This window comes from Saccharothrix sp. NPDC042600, assembly GCF_040647305.1.
Taxonomy (GTDB): domain Bacteria; phylum Actinomycetota; class Actinomycetes; order Mycobacteriales; family Pseudonocardiaceae; genus Actinosynnema; species Actinosynnema mutabilis.
In genome coordinates this window covers 1-18,764 of record NZ_JBEZBW010000063.1, presented here as the reverse complement: position 1 = coordinate 18,764, position 18,764 = coordinate 1, and the positions used below count along the sequence as shown (strand labels likewise).

Annotated in this window: 21 protein-coding genes; 4 read left to right on the top strand and 17 right to left on the bottom strand. The window is 72.1% G+C overall.

The genetic code is table 11. The features are described from left to right. Positions 1-51: 51 nt before the first annotated feature. Positions 52-444, bottom strand: coding sequence for an ACT domain-containing protein (locus AB0A74_RS29210; RefSeq protein WP_358254378.1), 393 nt, complete (start codon positions 442-444; stop codon positions 52-54). Between the two features lie 9 nt (positions 445-453). After that, complete coding sequence (gene thyX, locus AB0A74_RS29205) at positions 454-1,206, bottom strand: FAD-dependent thymidylate synthase (RefSeq protein WP_358254376.1); 753 nt, start codon at positions 1,204-1,206, stop codon at positions 454-456. 202 nt (positions 1,207-1,408) lie between these two features. On the opposite strand from thyX, the gene AB0A74_RS29200 reads away from it, so the two are divergent. Both AB0A74_RS29200 and AB0A74_RS29195 read left to right on the top strand, forming a co-directional pair. Then, positions 1,409-1,924 (top strand): toxin-antitoxin system HicB family antitoxin, encoded by a 516-nt coding sequence (locus tag AB0A74_RS29200; protein WP_358254374.1) that lies wholly within the window; start codon positions 1,409-1,411, stop codon positions 1,922-1,924. An 11-nt stretch (positions 1,925-1,935) separates the two neighbouring features. Further along, the gene (locus AB0A74_RS29195; protein WP_358254372.1) at positions 1,936-2,829 is read left to right on the top strand and encodes a hypothetical protein; all 894 of its coding nucleotides are present in this window, start codon (positions 1,936-1,938) and stop codon (positions 2,827-2,829) included. Between the two features lie 104 nt (positions 2,830-2,933). On the opposite strand, the gene AB0A74_RS29190 is transcribed toward AB0A74_RS29195, so the two are convergent. Continuing rightward, positions 2,934-4,139: a crosslink repair DNA glycosylase YcaQ family protein gene (locus tag AB0A74_RS29190; RefSeq protein WP_358254370.1), complete on the bottom strand. Its 1,206-nt coding sequence runs from the start codon at positions 4,137-4,139 to the stop codon at positions 2,934-2,936. Then, complete coding sequence (locus AB0A74_RS29185; RefSeq protein ID WP_358254368.1) at positions 4,136-5,020, bottom strand: EamA family transporter; 885 nt, start codon at positions 5,018-5,020, stop codon at positions 4,136-4,138. Before AB0A74_RS29185 ends, AB0A74_RS29190 begins: the two co-directional genes overlap by 4 nt. 64 nt (positions 5,021-5,084) lie before the next feature. Here AB0A74_RS29185 and AB0A74_RS29180 point away from each other — a divergent pair, with 64 nt between their 5' ends. Both AB0A74_RS29180 and AB0A74_RS29175 read left to right on the top strand, forming a co-directional pair. After that, the gene (locus AB0A74_RS29180) at positions 5,085-5,630 is read left to right on the top strand and encodes a GNAT family N-acetyltransferase (protein WP_358254366.1); all 546 of its coding nucleotides are present in this window, start codon (positions 5,085-5,087) and stop codon (positions 5,628-5,630) included. 30 nt (positions 5,631-5,660) lie between these two features. After that, the gene (locus AB0A74_RS29175) at positions 5,661-6,158 is read left to right on the top strand and encodes a hypothetical protein (protein ID WP_358254428.1); all 498 of its coding nucleotides are present in this window, start codon (positions 5,661-5,663) and stop codon (positions 6,156-6,158) included. Here the strand turns inward: AB0A74_RS29175 and AB0A74_RS29170 are convergent. The 13 genes from AB0A74_RS29170 to AB0A74_RS29110 all read right to left on the bottom strand — a co-directional run bounded on the left by AB0A74_RS29170 (position 6,106) and on the right by AB0A74_RS29110 (position 18,562). Beyond that, on the bottom strand, positions 6,106-6,477 hold the full coding sequence (locus AB0A74_RS29170; protein ID WP_358254364.1) for a PRC-barrel domain-containing protein: 372 nt from the start codon (positions 6,475-6,477) through the stop codon (positions 6,106-6,108). The two genes, AB0A74_RS29175 and AB0A74_RS29170, sit on opposite strands and share 53 nt — an antisense overlap. Before the next feature lie 404 nt (positions 6,478-6,881). Continuing rightward, positions 6,882-7,337 carry a hypothetical protein gene (locus tag AB0A74_RS29165; RefSeq protein ID WP_358254362.1) on the bottom strand — a complete coding sequence of 152 codons (456 nt, stop codon included), beginning with the start codon at positions 7,335-7,337 and terminating at the stop codon, positions 6,882-6,884. Next, entirely contained in the window at positions 7,334-8,089 is a 756-nt protein-coding gene (gene dapB, locus AB0A74_RS29160) for a 4-hydroxy-tetrahydrodipicolinate reductase (protein WP_358254360.1), read from the bottom strand. Before dapB ends, AB0A74_RS29165 begins: the two co-directional genes overlap by 4 nt. Then, positions 8,086-9,390 (bottom strand): pitrilysin family protein, encoded by a 1,305-nt coding sequence (locus tag AB0A74_RS29155; protein WP_358254426.1) that lies wholly within the window; start codon positions 9,388-9,390, stop codon positions 8,086-8,088. The genes dapB and AB0A74_RS29155 overlap by 4 nt, the downstream gene beginning before the upstream one ends. Positions 9,391-9,488: 98 nt before the next feature. Next, positions 9,489-11,729: a polyribonucleotide nucleotidyltransferase gene (locus tag AB0A74_RS29150; protein WP_343934548.1), complete on the bottom strand. Its 2,241-nt coding sequence runs from the start codon at positions 11,727-11,729 to the stop codon at positions 9,489-9,491. 246 nt (positions 11,730-11,975) lie between these two features. Then, positions 11,976-12,245, bottom strand: coding sequence for a 30S ribosomal protein S15 (gene rpsO / locus AB0A74_RS29145; protein WP_121226692.1), 270 nt, complete (start codon positions 12,243-12,245; stop codon positions 11,976-11,978). A gap of 117 nt (positions 12,246-12,362) precedes the next feature. Continuing rightward, entirely contained in the window at positions 12,363-12,839 is a 477-nt protein-coding gene (locus AB0A74_RS29140) for a 2'-5' RNA ligase family protein (protein ID WP_358254358.1), read from the bottom strand. A 1-nt stretch (position 12,840) separates the two neighbouring features. Continuing rightward, on the bottom strand, positions 12,841-13,326 hold the full coding sequence (locus AB0A74_RS29135) for a helix-turn-helix transcriptional regulator (RefSeq protein WP_343934648.1): 486 nt from the start codon (positions 13,324-13,326) through the stop codon (positions 12,841-12,843). 94 nt (positions 13,327-13,420) lie between these two features. Beyond that, complete coding sequence (locus tag AB0A74_RS29130; RefSeq protein WP_358254356.1) at positions 13,421-14,347, bottom strand: bifunctional riboflavin kinase/FAD synthetase; 927 nt, start codon at positions 14,345-14,347, stop codon at positions 13,421-13,423. Between the two features lie 42 nt (positions 14,348-14,389). Further along, positions 14,390-14,851: a hypothetical protein gene (locus AB0A74_RS29125; protein WP_358254354.1), complete on the bottom strand. Its 462-nt coding sequence runs from the start codon at positions 14,849-14,851 to the stop codon at positions 14,390-14,392. A gap of 100 nt (positions 14,852-14,951) precedes the next feature. Beyond that, positions 14,952-15,827 (bottom strand): tRNA pseudouridine(55) synthase TruB, encoded by an 876-nt coding sequence (truB, locus tag AB0A74_RS29120; RefSeq protein WP_343934552.1) that lies wholly within the window; start codon positions 15,825-15,827, stop codon positions 14,952-14,954. Between the two features lie 32 nt (positions 15,828-15,859). Further along, positions 15,860-17,179 carry an MFS transporter gene (locus AB0A74_RS29115; RefSeq protein WP_358254352.1) on the bottom strand — a complete coding sequence of 440 codons (1,320 nt, stop codon included), beginning with the start codon at positions 17,177-17,179 and terminating at the stop codon, positions 15,860-15,862. 84 nt (positions 17,180-17,263) lie between these two features. Further along, positions 17,264-18,562: an MATE family efflux transporter gene (locus tag AB0A74_RS29110; protein WP_358254350.1), complete on the bottom strand. Its 1,299-nt coding sequence runs from the start codon at positions 18,560-18,562 to the stop codon at positions 17,264-17,266. Positions 18,563-18,764: the final 202 nt, after the last annotated feature.

Here is an 18,764-nt window from a genome sequence, read left to right as displayed (position 1 = left end):
GCGGCCCACCCGGTTTCACGGATTCGTGATTTCGCCGGGGAACACGCCCGATCAGGTCGGGAGGTTCACCTCGTGGCCGGAGTTGCGCAGGGCCTGGGTGGCGCGGCCGAGGTCGGCGGCCTTCACCAGCAGGTGGTCGGTGTCGTAGGTGGACAGCGCGTACAGGCTCACGCCGGCCGCCGCCAGTTCACCGGACAGCGCCGCCATGATGCCGGTCAGCGTGAACTCCAGCGGGCCGCGCACGGTGAGCAGCCGCCAGCCCGGCTGCGCGTCGCCGCCGCCGGGGGCGTGCTCGCTCGGGCACACGATGGACAGCTCGTCCGGCGTGCGCGTCACCGACACCAGGCCCGCCCGGTCGAGCAGGCCGGGCGGGACGGCCGCGTCGGCGGGCAGCCGCGCGACCGTGTACTCCCCCGGCTGGACGTCGACAATCAGCCGCTTCACGCCGGCGCCTCAGCCCTCGGTGACCAGCGGGCTGGACGCGACCTCGGTGCCGTCGGCCAGCGCGGAGATGGTGAAGTCGGCGAACACGTTGGCCGCCGCCTTCTGCAGCTGGCGCAGGCACTCGACCGCCAGGGCGCGGATCTCGACGTCGGCGTGCTCGGTGGCGCGCATGGCGATGAAGTGCCGCCACGCGCGGTAGTTGCCGGTCACGACGATGCGCGTCTCGGTGGCGTTGGGCAGCACCGCGCGGGCGGCCTGGCGGGCCTGCTTGCGGCGCAGGGTGGCGCTGGGGACGTCGGAGAACTTCCGCTCCAGGCCCTTGAGCAGCTCGGTGTAGGCGTCCACGCTGGCCTGGGTGGCCTTGAGGAACAGCTCGTGCAGCTCGGGGTCGGCGGCGATGACGTCCGGCTCGACCATGGCGGCGTCGCGCTCGGGCACGTACCGCTGGGACAGCTGCGAGTAGCTGAAGTGGCGGTGCCGGATCAGCTCGTGGGTGAGCGACCGGGACATCCCGGTGAAGTAGAAGCTGACGCTGCCGTGCTCCAGCACGGACAGGTGGCCGACCTCGATGATGTGCTTGATGTAGCCGGCGTTGGTGGCCGTCGCGGGGTTCGGCTTGGTCCACGACTGGTAGCACGCGCGCCCGGCGAACTCGGCCAGCGCCTCGCCGCCGTCGGCGTCGGTGGACCACGGGACGTCCGCCGGGGGGAAGAACTCCGTCTTCGCGATCAACTGCACCTTCGGCGACACCGTCTCAGCCATGCCGGGAACCCTAACTCAGACGCCCGTCCAGAATTGCGCCGCATGGAGCTTGTGCTCGGCGCCGGGGGCGGGAACGGCCGAGGACCGGGCGGGGCGTGGCGGAGACCGCGCGGCGATCGCGAGCCGCCCGTTCAACGCTGTGGTGTCATCGTGATGTCAGAGTTTCCTTGACTGGTGTCACATGTGGCGGCATGGTGGTGTCATGGATCTGTCGCCGTACATCGCGCAACTGCGTGAGGACCTCGCGACGGCCGCCTCCGCCGGGGACGACGACACCCGGCGCACCGCGGCCGTGCTGTCCGCCGCGTTGGAGCCGGCCGCCCGGCTGGCCCTCATGAACGCCCTGTCCGACCTGGCCGCGGAGGTGACCGTCGCGCTCGACGGGCCCGTCGTGCAGGTCCGGTTGGACGGCCGGGACGTCCAGGTGGTCGTCACCGGCGCGTCCTCCCCCCGGGACCACGAACCGGAGCCGCGGGAAGTTCCCCGGCCCACCGGCGGTGACGCCACGCGCATCACGCTGCGGTTGCTGGACGAGCTGAAGTCGAAGGCCGAGCAGGCCGCCGCGGCGCAGGGGATGTCGCTCAACACGTTCGTCGCGCAGGCCGTGCAGGGCGCGGTCGGCGGGCGGCGCGGGCACCACAAGAACTGGCACGACACGCACCAGCAGCCGCCGAAGGACGACCAGGGGTCCCGGGTGCGCGGCTGGGTGCAGGGCTGAGGGGGGACGTCGTGGACTCGGAAGTCGTGCGGCAGCAGAGCTTCGAGGTCGAGGGCGTGGTGGAGGTCGACATCGCCCTGCTCGCCGGCCGCGTGCGGGTGCACCTGGTGGACGAGCCCGGGGTGCACGTCGAGGTCCGGCACGAGGCCGCGCCGGGCGACTCGTGGACCGCGGGCCTGACCGGCTTGCTGAGCTGGGTGAACGACCAGTTCGGGCAGGGCGGTGGCGGCGCCGCGCCGCCGGACGCCGTGCGGGACGCCCGCGTCGAGCTGACCGGGCAGCGGCTGAAGGTGCACTCGTCCAAGGCGCTGCCGCTGCGCGCGGTGCCGCTGGGCGTGACCGTGCGCGCGCCGATCGGGTCGCACGTGATCGCCAAGTCCGGCGCGGCGGACGTGACCGTGACCGGCACGGCGGGCCGGCTGGAGATCCAGACCGGCACCGGTGACGTCACCACGGACGGCGCCGACGCCGCGTCGCAGGTCAACTCGGGGTCGGGCAAGCTGCGCCTGGGCCCGATGCCGGGCGGGCTGCGGGCGAAGACGGGCAGCGGGGCCATCGAGGTGGCGTCCATCGCGGGCAACACGGTGCTCTACAGCGGCACCGGGCACGTGTGGCTGGGCGCGGTGCGCAACGACGTGCAGGTGCGCACCGGCAGCGGTGACGTGACCATCGCCGACGCCGCCGCCGGCCGCATCCAGATGGGCACCGGCTCGGGCCACGTGCGCGTGGGCGTGCACCCCGGCGTGGCGGCCGAGGTGGACCTGCTCTCGACGGCCGGCACGGCCCGCAGCGACCTGGACGTGTCGGGGACGCCGCCGACCGAGACGCCGGCACTGGTCATCACCGGCCGAACGGGCACCGGCAACGCCCTGGTGACCACGGCCTCGACCGCGGGCTCCGCCTGAGACCGACCGCGGCGTGCGCACCCCCGATGCGCGCGCCGCGGTCCTCCAGCGCCCGTCGGTCTGGCCGCGCGCCGCGGTCCTCCAGCTCTTGGCGACGGCGGCGGTCAGCGCACCACCGCCTTCAGCGCCGGGGCCAGGTCGCCGCGGGAGGTCACCGCCACCTTGTCCAGTTCCAGCCAGTCGGCCATGTGGCGCAGCTCCGCGGCCAGCTCCACCGCCACCCGGCCTAGGTCGGCGGTGGGTTCCGAGTGCGCCGCCTGCACGCGCAGCACGCCCGCCTGCCGGTCCGCCTTCAGGTCCACCCGCCCCACCAGGTGGCCGTCGAGCAGGAACGGGAACACGTAGTAGCCGTGCACGCGCTTCGCCGCCGGCACGTAGATCTCGATCCGGTAGTAGAAGCCGAAGATGCGTTCCGTCCGGTCGCGTTCCCAGATCAGCGGGTCGAACGGGCACAGCAGCGCCCGGCCCGGCACCGACCTCGGCACGCGCGCCGACGCGTGGCGGTAGCCCACCGACGTCCACCCCTGCACCTGCACGGGCTCCAGCACGCCCTCCTCGACCAGCTCCCGCACGGCCTGCCGGCTGCGCGCCGGGGCCAGGCGGTAGTAGTCGCGCAGGTCCGGCTCGGTGGCCACGCCCATCGCCGTCGCGGCCCGCGCCACCAGCTCCCGCGCGCCCTCCTCCGCCGTGACGCGCCGCGACACCACTTCCGGCGGCAGCACCCGCTCGGTCAGGTCGTAGAGCCGCTCGAACCCGCGCCGCGTGCCCGTGGTGAGCTGCCCGGAGCCGAACAGCCACTCGCAGATCTTCTTGACCTCCGACCAGTTCCAGCCCCAGTGGTCCTTGCGCCGCGGCCCGCCGCCCGCCAGCGCCTTCTCGATCGCGCCCGCGCCGACCGGCCCGAGTTCCTTCACCACGGCCAGGATGTCCTCGACCAGGCCCGGGTCGCGCTCGGCGATCGAGGTGTAGTTGTGCCACCAGCCGGGCCGCTTCGCGCCGGAGTGCAGCAGCGGCCAGTCCTCGACCGGCACCAGGCTCGCCTCGTGGGCCCAGTACTCCACCAGCATGCGCGGCTTGCGCGAGCTGTGGGACCAGGCCGCGTCGTCCACCAGCGACGGTGTGTAGGACCCCAGCCGGCTGAACACGGGCATGTAGTGCGCCCGCACGGCCACGTTGACCGAGTCGAGCTGGATCAGCCGGACGCGCGAGAGCACCCGCTGGAGGTGCCGCCGCGTGGGCGGCGACTCGGGCCGCGGGTCGGCGAATCCCTGGGCGCCCAGCGCGATCCGGCGGGCGACGTCCGCACTCATGTTCTGCACGGTTCGGATGTTCCCACGGGGGTACGACACTTCCGCTCGGCCCGCACCACGAGCACCACCGCGACCACCACCAGCAGGCCGCCGGCGAGCTGGAACGCCCCGAACCGCTCGTCGGCCAGCCACACCCCGAGCAGCACGGCGATCACCGGGTTCACGTACGCGTAAGTGGCCACTGTCGAGACGGGCAGCTGCCCCAGCACGTAGACGTAAGAGCTGAACGCCAGCAGCGACCCGAACACCACCAGGTAGCCCCACGCGGTCCAGGACCGCGCGGACACCGCCGTCACGTCCAGCCGCTCCCCCGACGCCAGCCCGACGACGGTCAACGCCACCCCGCCCGCCACCATCTCCACGGCGGACAACGCGAACGGGTTCGCCGGCGCCGGCAACCGCCCGCTCAGGTACGTCCCCAGCGCCCACCCGAACGCGGACAGCAGCACCAACCACGGCCCCCACCACGTCGAGCCGCCCACGTCGTGCAGCAACAACACGCCCAGGCCGACCAACCCGACCACAACGCCCACATAGGTCACCGCCGGCGGCCTTTCACCGCCCACGCGCCGCATCACCACCACGTACAGCGGCACGGACGCCACCATCAGCGCCGCCAACCCGGACGCCACGGACTGCTCCGCCACCACGACCAACCCGTTGCCCCACGCGGGCAACAGCAACCCGAGCAGCACACCGGTCCCCACCTGCGGCCACGTCATGCGCATCCGACGCCCCACCACGAGCATGAGCACCACGCCGGCCACTAAGAAGCGCAACCCACCCGACAACAGCGGCGGCATGGTCTCAATGGTGAATTTGATGGCCAGGTACGTAGACCCCCACACCACGTACACGACACCCAGAGCTGCCCAACGCATGCCCGCACGCTTTCACGGGACACCCGTCCGGTTCACGCGGGTTTCGGCCACTAGGGTCTTTCCCATGGCCGACGCCGCAGTCCGGGCAGCGACACCCGACGACGTCCAGGAGATCGCCCGCCTCCATCGCGACACGTGGCGCACCGCGTACCGCAGCCTCCTGCCGGAGGAAGTGCTGGGCGGCCTGGGCGACACGACGCAGGCGTGGGCGGAGGCCGTCGAGGAGGGCCAGGTCCTGGTCGCCACCGAGGGCAAGTACCTGGTGGGGTACTGCGTGGTGGGCCAGGCGCCGGCGGACGAGGTCGCCAAGGCGGACGGAACGCTCCCACCGGACGCCGCCACCACCGGCCTGGTCAGCATCCTGGTCGAACCCCGTTGGGGTCGGAGGGGGCACGGCGGACGCCTGCTCGCCACCGCCGCCGGGACGTTGCGTGACAAGGGGAACACGCGTGGTATCGCCTGGGTCCCGGAAGCGGACCGGGCGTCCACGGGCTTCTACGCCAGGGCCGGGTGGGAGGCCGACGGCACGGTGCGCACGCTGGACGCCGGAGGGCGACCGTTGCGCGAAATAAGGGTTTCCGGGGGGTTGACCCTACTGTTGGCCGACTGAGGTGTTGCTAGCCTCGAACGGGTGTGGGCATTGCTGGGGTGGCTCGGCCTGACGTTCGGAGTGGCGTTCGGGTCCGCGATCATCCCCCTCATCAGCATCGAGGTCTTCGTCATCGGCCTCGTGACGCAGCAGCCCCACATCTCGTGGTGGTGGATCGGCCTCGCGGTCGCGGTGGGCCAGGTCCTGGGCAAGATGTTCTACTTCCTGGCCGCGCGCGGCTCGCTGCACCTGCCGGCGTTCATGCACCGGACCCGGAAGGAGAAGCCGCCGTCGGCGCGGCGGCTGAAGTGGAAGGCCCGCCTGGACCGCATCCGGGACCGCTGCCACCGGCACCCGCACTGGATGTTCGGCACGCACGCGATCAGCTCGGTGGTCGGCTTGCCGCCGTTCATGTTCACCACGGTGCTCGCGGGGTTGGCGGGCATGTCGTCGTGGCTGTTCATCACCACCGGCATGGTGGGCAGGTTCGCGCGGTTCAGCGTGCTCGCCGCGTCACCCGGTCTGATGGCGGGGTGGCTGCTCCACTAGGCCGCGCCCGCCGCACCAGCCGTTGCTGGGGGACGGTCAGCCCGTAGTGGTCGTGCAGCCGGACGTGGTCCACTTCGGACACCTCGGGGCCGATCTCGGGCGCGTCCTCGATCTCCCTCTTGTCGACCGGCACGACCAGCCGCCGATCCCGCACCTGGGCGCCCCGGATGGGCACGAGGGTGGTGGCGTGGTCGGTCCGCACGGTCGCCCACAGGGGACGGCCGCCGTCCATCCAGAGCTCCGCCACGGTGCCCACGCGTTCACCGTGACGGTCGAGCAGGTCGCAGTCGAAAAGGCGGTCCACCGCTGTTCGGTCCATGTTCAAGCGGCTACCCGTGTCCAGCACTGATCGCACGCGGAACCACCCGGAGGTGTGACACCTGAATGCCACACGCCGACCGGGCCGGTGGGAGGCCCTGCGGCGTGGAACGGGCGGGGGCGAGCGACGGGAACGGGCGGCCGGCGCGGCTGGTGCGACACCTCGGACAGCGGCGGGGGCGGCGAGGCAGGCCCGCGGCGGCGGGGCGCGGGCGTGCGGGTGGATGCCAGGCGGTCAGGACAGGACGACGGCCGCGCCGAAGGCGACCACGATCAGCAAGCAGGCGACGGTCAGCCGCAGGTTCTGGCATGCGTTCGACACACCACCACGCTATCGACCGTCCACCGGACAATCCAAGGCAAGAAGCCGTTAAGACCGGATGAAGTCCGTCTCACCCGGATGCCTCACGCCCGATTCGTCGGCACTTGGAATAGCTCGATCGCCTTCCGCATGGTCGACCGCGCCCGCCCCCGGTCCCCCGCCAGGTCGTACGCCTGCGCCAGCCGGAACCAGCGCCGCCAGTCCTCCGGCGACTCCTCCACCTCGGCCCGCCGCTCCTCGAACCACGCGTCGGCGGCGTCCCGGTCCACCCGACCCGACGGGCGGCGCGGCAACGACGACGTGTCCGGCAGCCCGCCCTCCTCCGCCAACTGCCGGGCCATGCGCTCGGTGACGAACCCGAACCGCAGGTTCGTCCACGCGACCCACGCGCCGATCAGGGGCAGCACCAGCACGCCGATCCCCAGCCCGACGCCGACCGGGTCGCCCGTGCCGATCAGCACGAACGCCCGGCCGCCGAGCAGCACGAAGTACACCGCCAGCGCGGCGGTGATCAGGAAAGCGACGGTGCGGGTCTTCACAGGTCCATGTACTTGTCGAGCCCCACGGACAGCCCCGGCCGCTCGGGCACGGTGCGCACCGCCAGCAGCACGCCAGGCATGAACGACGTCCGGTCCAGCGAGTCGTGGCGCAGGGTCAGCGTCTCGCCCTCCGTGCCGAACACGACCTCCTGGTGGGCGATCATCCCGGCGATCCGCAGCGAGTGCACCCGCACGTCCCCGACCAGCGTCCCCCGCGCCCCGGGGGCCTCCTGCGTGGTCGCGTCGGGCATCGCCGGCACGCCCGCCGCCGCCCGCGCCTCGGAGATCAGCCGCGCCGTGTGGGCGGCCGTGCCGGACGGCGCGTCCAGCTTGCGCGGGTGGTGCAGCTCGATGACCTCGGCCGAGTCGTAGTACTTGGCCGCCAGCTCCGCGAAGCGCATCGACAGCACCGCGCCGATCGCGAAGTTCGGCGCGATCAGCACACCGACCGAACCGGAGCCGAGCCACTCCTCCAGGGTCTTCAGGCGCTCGCCGTCGAAACCGGACGTGCCGACGACCGCGTGGATCCCGTGGTCCACGCAGAACCGCAGGTTGTCCATGACGACATCGGGGTTGGTGAAGTCCACGACGACCTCGACGCCCGCGTCCACCAAGGCCTGCAACGGGTCACCCGCGTCAACCCGGGCCACGACCTCCATGTCGGCCGCCGCGTCCACCGCGCGGCACACCTCGGACCCCATCCGCCCGTGCGCGCCCAGCACGCCGACACGGATCGCAGAACGCTCACTCAAGAGATCACCTCGTGCACCTGGGACGGCAAATCGTCGGCGTGAGCGTAAGGGCCGACCACGGCCGCGGCGACGGGGCGTCGCAACAACTCGCGGGCCAGCGCCGCGACCTCCTCGCCGGTCACCTCGTCGATCCGGCTCAACGTCTGCTCCACCGACAGGTAGTCGCCGTAGTTCAGCTCGCCCTTGCCGATGCGCGACATCCGGGAACTGGTGTCCTCCAGCCCCAGCACCAGCCCGCCGCGCAACTGGCCCTTGCCGCGCGCCACTTCCGCGTCGGTCAGGCCGCCGGACGCCACGACGGACAGCACGTCGCGCACCACGCCGGCCACGTCGCCGAGCCGGTCCGGCTGGCACCCGGCGTACACCGACCAGGTGCCGGTGTCGGCGTACAGCCCCACCGACGAGTACACCTGGTACGCCAGCCCGCGCCGCTCGCGGACCTCCTGGAACAGCCGCGACGACATGCCGCCGCCCAGCGCCGCGTTCAGCACGTTCAACGCGAACCGCCGCTCGTCGTGCCGGTCCAACGCCCGCACGCCCAGCATCAGGTGCGCCTGCTCGGTGTCGTCGCTGTGCAGCACCAGCTTGCGCGTGGACGCGATGCGCGCCCGCCCGGTGCGCGGCGCGACCGGCGACCCGGACCGCGCCAGGCGGTCACCGATCTGCTTGCGCGCCAACCGCATCACGTGGTTGTGGTCGATGTTCCCGGCGACCGAGAGCACCATCCGCGGCAACGTGTACCGCCGCTTGTAGAAGCTGAACAGCGCATCGCGGTCCATGTCCTGGATGGACCGTTCGGTGCCCAGCACGGACCGCCCCAACGCGTGCTCGCCCAACAACGCGTCCAGGAACGCGTCGTGCAGCAGGTCCTCGGGGTCGTCGTCGCGCATCGCGATCTCTTCGAGCACCACACCGCGTTCGGTCTCAAAGTCCTTGGGCTCGCACAGCGCTTCGAACACCACGTCGCACACGAGGTCCATCGCCAGCGGCAGGTCCTCGTCCAGCACGTGCGCGTAGTAGCAGGTGTGCTCCTTGGCGGTGAACGCGTTCAGCTCGCCGCCGACCGCGTCGATCTCCTCCGCGATGGCGGCGGCCGACCGGTTGGCCGTGCCCTTGAACAGCAGGTGCTCCAGGTAGTGCGCGGCGCCCGCGACCTCCGGCCGCTCGTCGCGCGACCCGACCTGCACCCACAGCCCCACCGACGCCGACCGCACGCCCGGGATCTGCTCGGTGATCACCCGCAGCCCGGACGGCAGCACGCTGCGCCGCACCGTCACCCCGGTCTCGCTGCTCTCCAGCAACCGGGTGCTGCCCGGCCGCTGGAGGTGCCCGAGCCGGCCGCTAAGCGGACGGCCGCGAGTGCTCGAAGCACCCGCGGCCGTCCCGTTGACGCGTCCGGTCACTGCGCCGGGGTCTCCGAGACCTCAGCCTCGTCCTGCGCCGGAGCCTCGGCCGGAGCAGCGGCGTTGTCGTCCTCGTTGACCAGCACCAGGCTGATCTTGCCGCGCTGGTCGATGTCCGCGATCTCGACGCGGAGCTTGTCGCCGACCTTGACGACGTCCTCGACCTTGCCGATGCGCTTGCCGTTGCCCAGCTTGGAGATGTGGATCAAGCCGTCCTTGCCCGGCAGCAGCGAGACGAACGCGCCGAACGCGGCCGTCTTCACCACGGTGCCCAGGAAGCGCTCGCCCACCTTCGGCAGCTGCGGGTTCGCGATGGCGTTGATCATGCCGATCGCGGCCTCGGCGGACGGGCCGTCCGCCGCGCCGACGTAGATCGTGCCGTCGTCCTCGATGGAGATGTCGGCGCCGGTCTGCTCGGTGATCGAGTTGATCATCTTGCCCTTGGGCCCGATGACCTCGCCGATCTTGTCGGTCGGGATCTTCACCGACGTGACGCGCGGCGCGAACGGGCTCATCTCGTCCGGGCTGTCGATGGCCTCGGCCATGACCTCCAGGATGGTCAGGCGCGCGTCGCGGGCCTGACCCAGGGCCGCGCCGAGCACCTCGGACGGGATGCCGTCCAGCTTGGTGTCCAACTGCAGCGCGGTGACGAACTCCTTGGTGCCGGCGACCTTGAAGTCCATGTCGCCGAACGCGTCCTCGGCGCCGAGGATGTCGGTCAGCGCCACGTACTCGGTCTTGCCGTCGACCTCGTCGGACACCAGGCCCATGGCGATGCCGGACACCGGCGCCTTCAGCGGCACACCGGCGTTGAGCAGCGACATGGTGGACGCGCAGACCGAGCCCATCGAGGTGGAGCCGTTGGAGCCCAGCGCCTCGGAGACCTGGCGGATCGCGTAGGGGAACTCGTCGCGCTTGGGCAGCACGGGCATGATCGCCCGCTCGGCCAGCGCGCCGTGGCCGATCTCGCGCCGCTTCGGCGAGCCGACGCGGCCGGTCTCACCGGTGGAGAACGGCGGGAAGTTGTAGTGGTGCAGGTAGCGCTTGTGCGTCTCGGGGGACAGCGAGTCGATCTGCTGCTCCATGCGCAGCATGTTCAGCGTGGTGACACCCAGGATCTGGGTCTCGCCGCGCTCGAACAGCGCCGAGCCGTGCGCCCGCGGGATGATCTCGACCTCGGCCGACAGCGACCGGATCTCGGTCAGGCCGCGGCCGTCGATGCGGACCTTGTCGCGCAGGATGCGCTGGCGGACCAGCTTCTTGGTCAGCGAGCGGAACGCGGCGCCGACCTCCTTCTCGCGACCCTCGAACTGCTCGGCGAGCTTGTCCAGCACCGACGCCTTGATCTCGTCGAGCTTGGTCTCGCGCTCCTGCTTCGGGCCGATGGTCAGCGCCTGGGCCAGCTCGCCCGACGCCGCCGCCTCGACGGCCTCGAACGCGTCCGGCTGGTAGGCCGGGTAGGTCGGGAACTCGCCGGTGGCCTTCGCGGCGACCTGCGCGAGCTGCGCCTGCGCCTCGCACAGCACCTTGATGAACGGCTTGGCCGCCTCCAGGCCCGCCGCGACGACCTCCTCGGTCGGCGCCTGCGCGCCCTCGCCGATCAGGTCGATCACGTTCTCGGTGGCCTCGGCCTCGACCATCATGATCGCGACGTCGTCACCCACGACGCGGCCGGCGACGACCATGTCGAAGACGGCCTTCTCCAGCTGCTCGTGGGTCGGGAACGCCACCCACTGGCCCTCGATCAGCGCCACGCGGACGCCGCCGATGGGGCCGGAGAACGGCAGGCCGGCCAGCTGCGTGGACGCGGACGCGGCGTTGATCGCCACGACGTCGTACAGGTCGGCCGGGTTCAGGCTCATCACCGTGATGACGACCTGGATCTCGTTGCGCAGACCGTCCACGAAGGACGGGCGCAGCGGGCGGTCGATCAGGCGGCAGGTCAGGATCGCGTCGGTCGACGGGCGACCTTCGCGGCGGAAGAACGAGCCGGGGATGCGGCCCGCGGCGTACATGCGCTCCTCGACGTCCACCGTGAGGGGGAAGAAGTCGAAGTGCTCCTTGGGGTGCTTCGACGCCGTGGTCGCCGACAGCAGCATGGTCTCGTCGTCCAGGTAGGCGACGACGCTGCCCGCCGCCTGGCGGGCGAGCCGACCAGTCTCGAACCGGATGGTGCGGGTGCCGAAGCGCCCGTTGTCGATCACGGCGGAAGTCTCGTGGACCTCGGTGTCCGTCATATGTTCTGAAGCTCCTCGTCATGCGGGCCGCAGCGCGCGTTCGGGCGCGGGGTCGCGGTCCGGACGAGGCCGGTCTTCGATCGAAGTCCCCTGGTCTCTTCACTGCCAGGGGGCCACTACCGAGGACCGGCGAACTGTCGTCCCGTGCGCCGCGCGTGCGTTGCGTCCCTATCCTCTTTGTTTCGTCGTACTGCGGTACTGCACCGAGGGGGAGCGACCGGACCGGTCACTCCCCCTCGGCGGTGGTCACCGGCGCAGGCCGAGCCGCGAGATCAGCGACCGGTAGCGCTGGATGTCGACCTTCTGCAGGTAGTTGAGCAGCCGGCGGCGACGGCCGACCAGCAGCAGCAGACCACGACGCGAGTGGTGGTCGTGCTTGTGCTGCTTGAGGTGCTCGGTCAGGTCCGCGATGCGCTTGCTCAGCAGCGCGACCTGGGCCTCGGCGGAGCCGGTGTCCTTGTCGTGGACGCCGTACTCGGCGAGGATGGTCTTCTTCTGCTCGGTGGTCAGTGCCACGTTCCCGCTACTCCTTGTTACCTTGACGTGTTCCGTGCGGCCCCCGTTGCCGGGGGTAGTCGGTCATGGCCGCCACGGACCGCAGCCAGACCCAACTGTCGAGGTTACCAGTACTCGCTAGTCCGGGGCGTTCGACGTGCTCAAGGGCACCCGGTCGAGCACCTCGTACCCCGTCGCGGGGTCGCTGCGCACCAGCGCCACCTCGCGCACGGTCCACTCACGACCGGTGAACTCCACGTGCGGCCAACGGGTGCGCCGGCCGCGGGCGCGGGCGACCGTCAGATGTGGACGCCAGGTCTCCAGGGGCGTCCCGGCGGCCGCCGCCAGCGGTTCCAGCGGACCCTCGACCCCGATCCACAGCACCCCGGAGAAGTGCCCGCAGCCCGCCAGCCGGACCGTCGGCGCGGGCAGGCCGGCCAGCGCGTCGAGCTGCCCGCCCGGCTCCGCGTCGTCACCGTGGAAGCGGAGCGTGACGTGCAGGCGACCCGGCGCGACCCAGCGCAGCCCGGGGTGCGCGGCGCGGACCGGCGCCAACGCCGCGGTCAGCTCCCGCACCACCGCGTCGGGCGGGAAGACGCCGGTGAACAGCCGCACGTCAGCCGTCGCGGCCCTTGCCCGCGCGGCGCAGCAGCTCGGCCAGCGCTGGGAAGTCGTCGCGCAGCATGTCCGCCGCCTGGGACAGCTCCCGCCGGTCGGCGACGCGGCGCAGGTACGGGAACACGACGGCCTCGTCGTCCGCGCCGTTGACCGGCAGCGAGTCGCGGCTGACCGTGGGCTTGGAGTCGCGCACCTCGTCCAGGGCCCGCTGCAACGCCTCGGGCGCGCCGGTGGCCACGTCGGGGGTCAGGACCTTGCGCTCCAGCATGATCATCCGCGCGAGCACGGACGGGTTGCCGATCTTGGCGCGGCGCCCGCTCATGACCTGGCTGAGCATGGGCGCGCTGATCCCCAGCACGTCGGCCAACTGGGCCTGGGACACCCGGAAGGCGACCACCAACCGCCGCACCCGGTCACCCAGGGGTTCCCCGTACCACTCGCGCTGCAACGCGAGGTTGCGCTGGACGATCTTGTGGTCCTCCACCTTCGCCTCTCCCCTGACCGGCTTGGACGTGACAGGCATCTTGCCAGGTGGGCCGCCGGCCCACGGGTGGTTCCACCCAGCTAGCCCAAAGCCCTCACGCCAGCAACCCGCGGGCTTCTTCGACGTCGCGGTGCATCTGCTCCAGCAGGGCCTCGACGGTGTCGAACTTCTCCATGCCGCGCAGCCGCTCGACGAAGTCCAGCGCGACCCGCTGCCCGTAGAAGTCCTCGTCCACGTCGAGCACGAACGCCTCCACGCGCCGCTCGCGACCGCTGAACGTCGGGTTGGTGCCCACCGACACGGCCGCCTTGAGCCGCCGGCCGTCGGAGTGGACGAACCAGCAGGCGTAGACGCCGTCGGCCGGGACCGCGGCGAACCGGGTCGTGGACAGGTTCGCGGTGGGGAAGCCGAGCTCCTTGCCGCGCCCGTCGCCGCGCACCACGATGCCCTCCAGCCGGTGCGGGCGGCCCAGCGCGTGCGCCGCGGCCTTCACGTCGCCGGCGTCGATGCACGCCCGGATGTAGGTGGACGAGTACGTCACACCGTCGTCGGTCACCAGATCCGCCCCCTCGGTCACGAAACCGAACCGCTGCCCGAGCCGCCGCAGCAGCTCGACGTTGCCCAGCGCCTTGCTGCCGAACGTGAAGTTCTCCCCCACCACGACGGCCGCCACGTGCAACTGCTCCACCAGCACCTCGTGCACGAACTCGTCCGCGGGCATCCGCGACACCTCAAGGGTGAAGGGGATGACGCAGAACACGTCCACGCCCAGCTCCTCGACCAGCTCGCTGCGCCGGCGCAGGGTGGTCAGCTGGGCGGGGTGGCTGCCGGGGCGGACGACCTCGGACGGGTGCGGGTCGAACGTCATGAGGACGGACGGCACCTGCTTGTCGCGGGCGATCGCGACGGCGCGGTTGATGAGCGCCTGGTGCCCGCGGTGCACGCCGTCGAACACGCCGATCGTCACGACGCAGCGACCCCAGCCGCCCGGAAGGTGTTCCAGCCCTCGCCACCGTTGCACGGGGGAAGCCTAGCCGCGGGTGGTGGGCGGCGAGGGGCGGACTCAGCGGTCGCGGTCGAGGCGCACGTCACGTCCGGCCTGGTGGATCGTGCTGCCGTCGTGGGCGGTGGCGCTCTGGTCGACGGTGTTGCCCTGGTTGAGGTTGCCGTGCAGGTAGCCGACCTGGATGACGGGGCCGACGGTGTTGCCCTGGTGGTGGTTGTAGACGGACCGGGGCACCTCGGGCGGCGGGGCGGGTTGTCGCCGGACGGGCGGCTGCGGGGCGGGTGCCGGTTCGGCCGGTGCCACGAGTTCCGACACCGGTTCGGGAGCCCGCTGAGCGGTTTCGCGGTGGCGGTGGTCCGCTCGTTGCGCGGCGATGCCGATCCCGACGCCGAGCGCGGTCAGCAGCACCACGCCCGCCCACGCCAGGACGCTGTCCGCCCGGTCGGTGGCCACGTTGATGACGACCCCGGTGGCCGAGGTCACGACGCCGGCCGCGGTGGGCCACACCCATCTCGCCATGCGACCCACCGTAGGCGCGTCGGCCATGCGCGAGTACCGCCAACGGCGGCTTCGGCACGACGAACCCGACCGTGCGCGAATCTCACCCGTCCGGGTGAGGTCAGCCCGCCGGGGTGAGGACCACCAGCGGCTTGGCGATCGGGCCCTCGTCCTTCGCCAGCGCGACCACGTGGCCGTCCGGGCCGAACACGCCGTAGGTGCCCTCCATGCCGCCGGCCGGCAGGCGCTGGCCGTGCGACAGCGCGACCGCCTCGCGCGGCGCGATCTCCCGGCGCGGGAACGCCTTCGCCACCGCCTCGTCCAGCGACAGCGACAGCCCCGGCTCCTCCGCCAGCCGCTCCAGGGTCCGCGCGACCCGCAGGTCGAACGGGCCGACGCGGGTCCGGCGCAGCGCGGCCAGGTGACCGCCCACGCCCAGGTCCGCGCCCAGGTCGCGGGCCAGCGCCCGGACGTACGTGCCCGACGAGCACTCGACCATCACGTCCAGCTCGGTCGCGCCTTCCTCCCGGCGGATGGACAGCACGTCGAACCGGTGCACGGTCACCGGCCGCGCCGGGATCTCCACCGCCTCACCGGCCCGCACCCGCGCGTAGGCGCGCTTGCCGTCGATCTTCACCGCCGACACCGCGCTGGGCACCTGCTGGATCGGCCCGGTGAGCTTCGCGACGCCCGCGCGGATCGCGTCCTCCGGCACCGCCGAAGCGTCCGAAGTGGACAGGACCTCGCCCTCGGCGTCGTCGGTCGTGGTGGCCGCGCCGAGCCGGATCGTGGACAGGTACGCCTTGCTGTCCAACGCGAGGTGGCCCAACAGCTTCGTCGCCCGCTCCACGCCGAGCACCAGGACGCCGGTCGCCATCGGGTCGAGCGTGCCCGCGTGCCCGACCTTGCGGGTGCCGAGGATGCGGCGGACCTTGGCCACGACGTCGTGCGACGTCATGCCCTCGGGTTTGTCGACGACGACGAGACCTGGCTGCACAGCGGAAGATGATGCGGACACGACCGGACATCTTAGGCCGACGCCAGCACGTCCCAACGCCGGCGACGGATCTGCACCGGCACCTGCTCGCCCCGGTCCTCGGCGGCGAACACCGCGGCCCGCGCCCGGCGCCACCACACGGCCGTCCGCCACACCCCGAGCACCAGCACGGCGACCACGGACAGGAACGCGATCCGGTAGGCCTGCGCGACGGGCATCGGGGGCAGCACGTCCAGCACCACGCCCACCGCCAGGGCGGCGAACGTGATCGCGCCGAACCCGCCGACGTTGGCCACGCCGGTCGCCGTGGACACCCGGTGCAGCGGGTTGTAGTCGCGCACCAGCGCGAACGCCACGCCGGACGCCGGGTTCCCGAACGCCAGCACCGCGAACACCGCGTAGAGCACCGGCGGCGGCAGCACCCCGCCCGGCCACCCCAGCAGCACCGCCCAGCACACCAGGGCCGCCGCGAGGTACCCGCCGACGATCGGCATCCGCCACTCCGGCTTGCGCGCGATGACCGCGCCCATCACCGGCCCGGACGCGATCGCCACCAGCACCAGCACGCTGAGCACGGCGGAGGCCTGCGGCCGGCTCAGCCCTTGGGCCTCGACCAGGTACGGGAAGCCCCACAGCAGCCCGAGCAGCGCGGGTGCGGACATCGACGTGAAGTGCACCCAGAACCCGAGCCGCGTGCCGGGCACCCGCCAGGCGGAGGCGACCCGCTTGGCCACCGTCCGCAGCGGCACCGCCTCCGGGGTCGGCGGCGTCACCCCTTCGGGCACCTCGCGGACCCGCCACAGCACGACGGCCGAGTAGGCGGCGGTCGCCAGGCCCGCGACCAGGAACGTGAGGGTCCAGCCAGCGCTGCGGAGCAGGAGGGTCAGCGGGACGGTCGCCACCAGGTTGCCCGCACCGCCGAGGGCGGCGGAGAGCGTCATCACCACGCTGAACCTGCGCGGCGGGAAGTGCGCGGCGGCCAGGCGCAGCACGCTGACCCACGTCATGGCGTCACCCACGCCGAGCACGGCGCGCGCGGCCAGGCCCAGCGGGTAGGACTCGGCGAGCGCGAACATCAACTGGCCGGTGCCCATGAGCAGGGCGGCGGCGGTGAGCACCCGGCGCGGCCCGAAGCGGTCGACCAGCAGGCCGGTGGGGACCTGCATCAGGGCGTAGAGCCCGATCTGGAGCACGGTGAACGTGCCGAGCGCGGCCGGTCCGACGTGGAACCGGTCGGCGGCCTCCAACCCGGCGACGCCGAGCGAGGTGCGGTGGAAGAGGGCGGCGACGTAGACGACGACCGCGGTGGACCAGATCAGCCACGCTCGCTTCGTGGCAGGATCGACCGGCAAGGTTCGGACTCCTCTGGGTTTCGCGGCGGCACCCCGTTCATCCGGAAACACTTGCCTAGTGTTAACAATTCCGGTACGTGGGTCTCACCACACCGCGCCCACCCGTGCCCACCTGCCCGAACGGGTGCGCAGGAGGATCGTCACCAAGCGCAGCGCCATGAACGCGGACAGCCCGGTCCAGATCCCCGTCAGCCCCCAGCCGAAGGCGAGCGACAGCCAGATCAGCGGCAGGAAGCCCAGCGCGGCGGACAGCAGGGTGGCGGTCCGGAGGAACTTCGCGTCCCCCGCGCCCAGCAGCACCCCGTCGAGGGCGAACACGACACCGGCGACGGGCTGCAACGCCACGAAGAACCACCAGGCGTGCGGCACCTCGTCCAACACCGCCGGGTCGGACGTGAACAGCCCGGGGACCACACCGGACAGCGCCGCGAACAGCAGTCCGAGGACCACGCCGAACACCAGCCCGTAGCCGGTGATCTGCCAGGCGAACCGCTTGGCCTGCTCCTGCCGCGACGCCCCCAGCGCCTGGCCCACGATCGCCTGGGCCGCGATGGCCAGCGAGTCGAGCACGAGCGCCAGGAACGTCCACAGCTGGAGGACGATCTGGTGCGCGCCCACGGCGGCGACCGAGGTCCGTGCGGCCACCGAGGCGGCGGAGATGAAGCACGCCTGGAACGCGAGCCCCCGAAGCACCAGGTCCCGCCCGAGGCCGAGCTGGGCGACCATCAGCGCGGGCTGCGGCCGAAGCGGCACGTTCTCCGCCTTCAAGGCCCGGAAGAACAACCCCGCCGACACGACCTGTGCGACCACGTTGGCCACCGCGCTGCCTTCGAGCCCCCAGCCCGCGCCGTAGACGAGCAGGGGACAGAGCACGGCGGACAGCCCGTTGCCGAGGAGCACGTACCGAAGCGGCCGAACGGTGTCCTCGACCCCGCGCATCCACCCGTTGCCCGCCATGGTCACCAACACGAACGGCGCCCCCAGCACCGCGATCCGCAACCAGGCGACCGCTTGCCCGGCGACCTCGTCCCCACCGAGGAGCCGGGCCACCGGCCAGGCGATGGCCTGCAGGAGGAGCACGGCGAGCACCCCGGCGGCCAACGCCAACCAGGTCGCCTGCACACCTTCCTGCACGGCCTCAGCGCGCCGCCCCGCGCCGAACAACCGGGCGGCGCGGGCCGTGGTGCCGTAGGAGAGGAAGGTGAGCTGGGTGGCCACTTGGGTGAACAGCACACCACCCAGCGCCAGCCCGGCGAGGGGCAGCGCACCGAGGTGCCCGACCACGGCGGTGTCGACCAGGACGTAGAGGGGTTCGGCGGCCAAGACCCCGAGCGCGGGCACAGCCAACCCGACAACCCGCTTCGCAGACACCCGCTCGGACACAGCCACCTCCTCCGGTCATCCCACCTTCTCACGCCCCACCGACAGTCCCATCAGTCGGAAGCGAGGCCCACCCTCCACCCACCGCACCCCTCCGAGCGCAGCGCGGCGCGCTTCGCCGCGCAGCGGCGTGCTTTTGGTTCGGGCTCCCAGCCACAAGGGGCCTTCGTGTTCCCCACCGTATGACCTGCCCGAAGGGCTACCA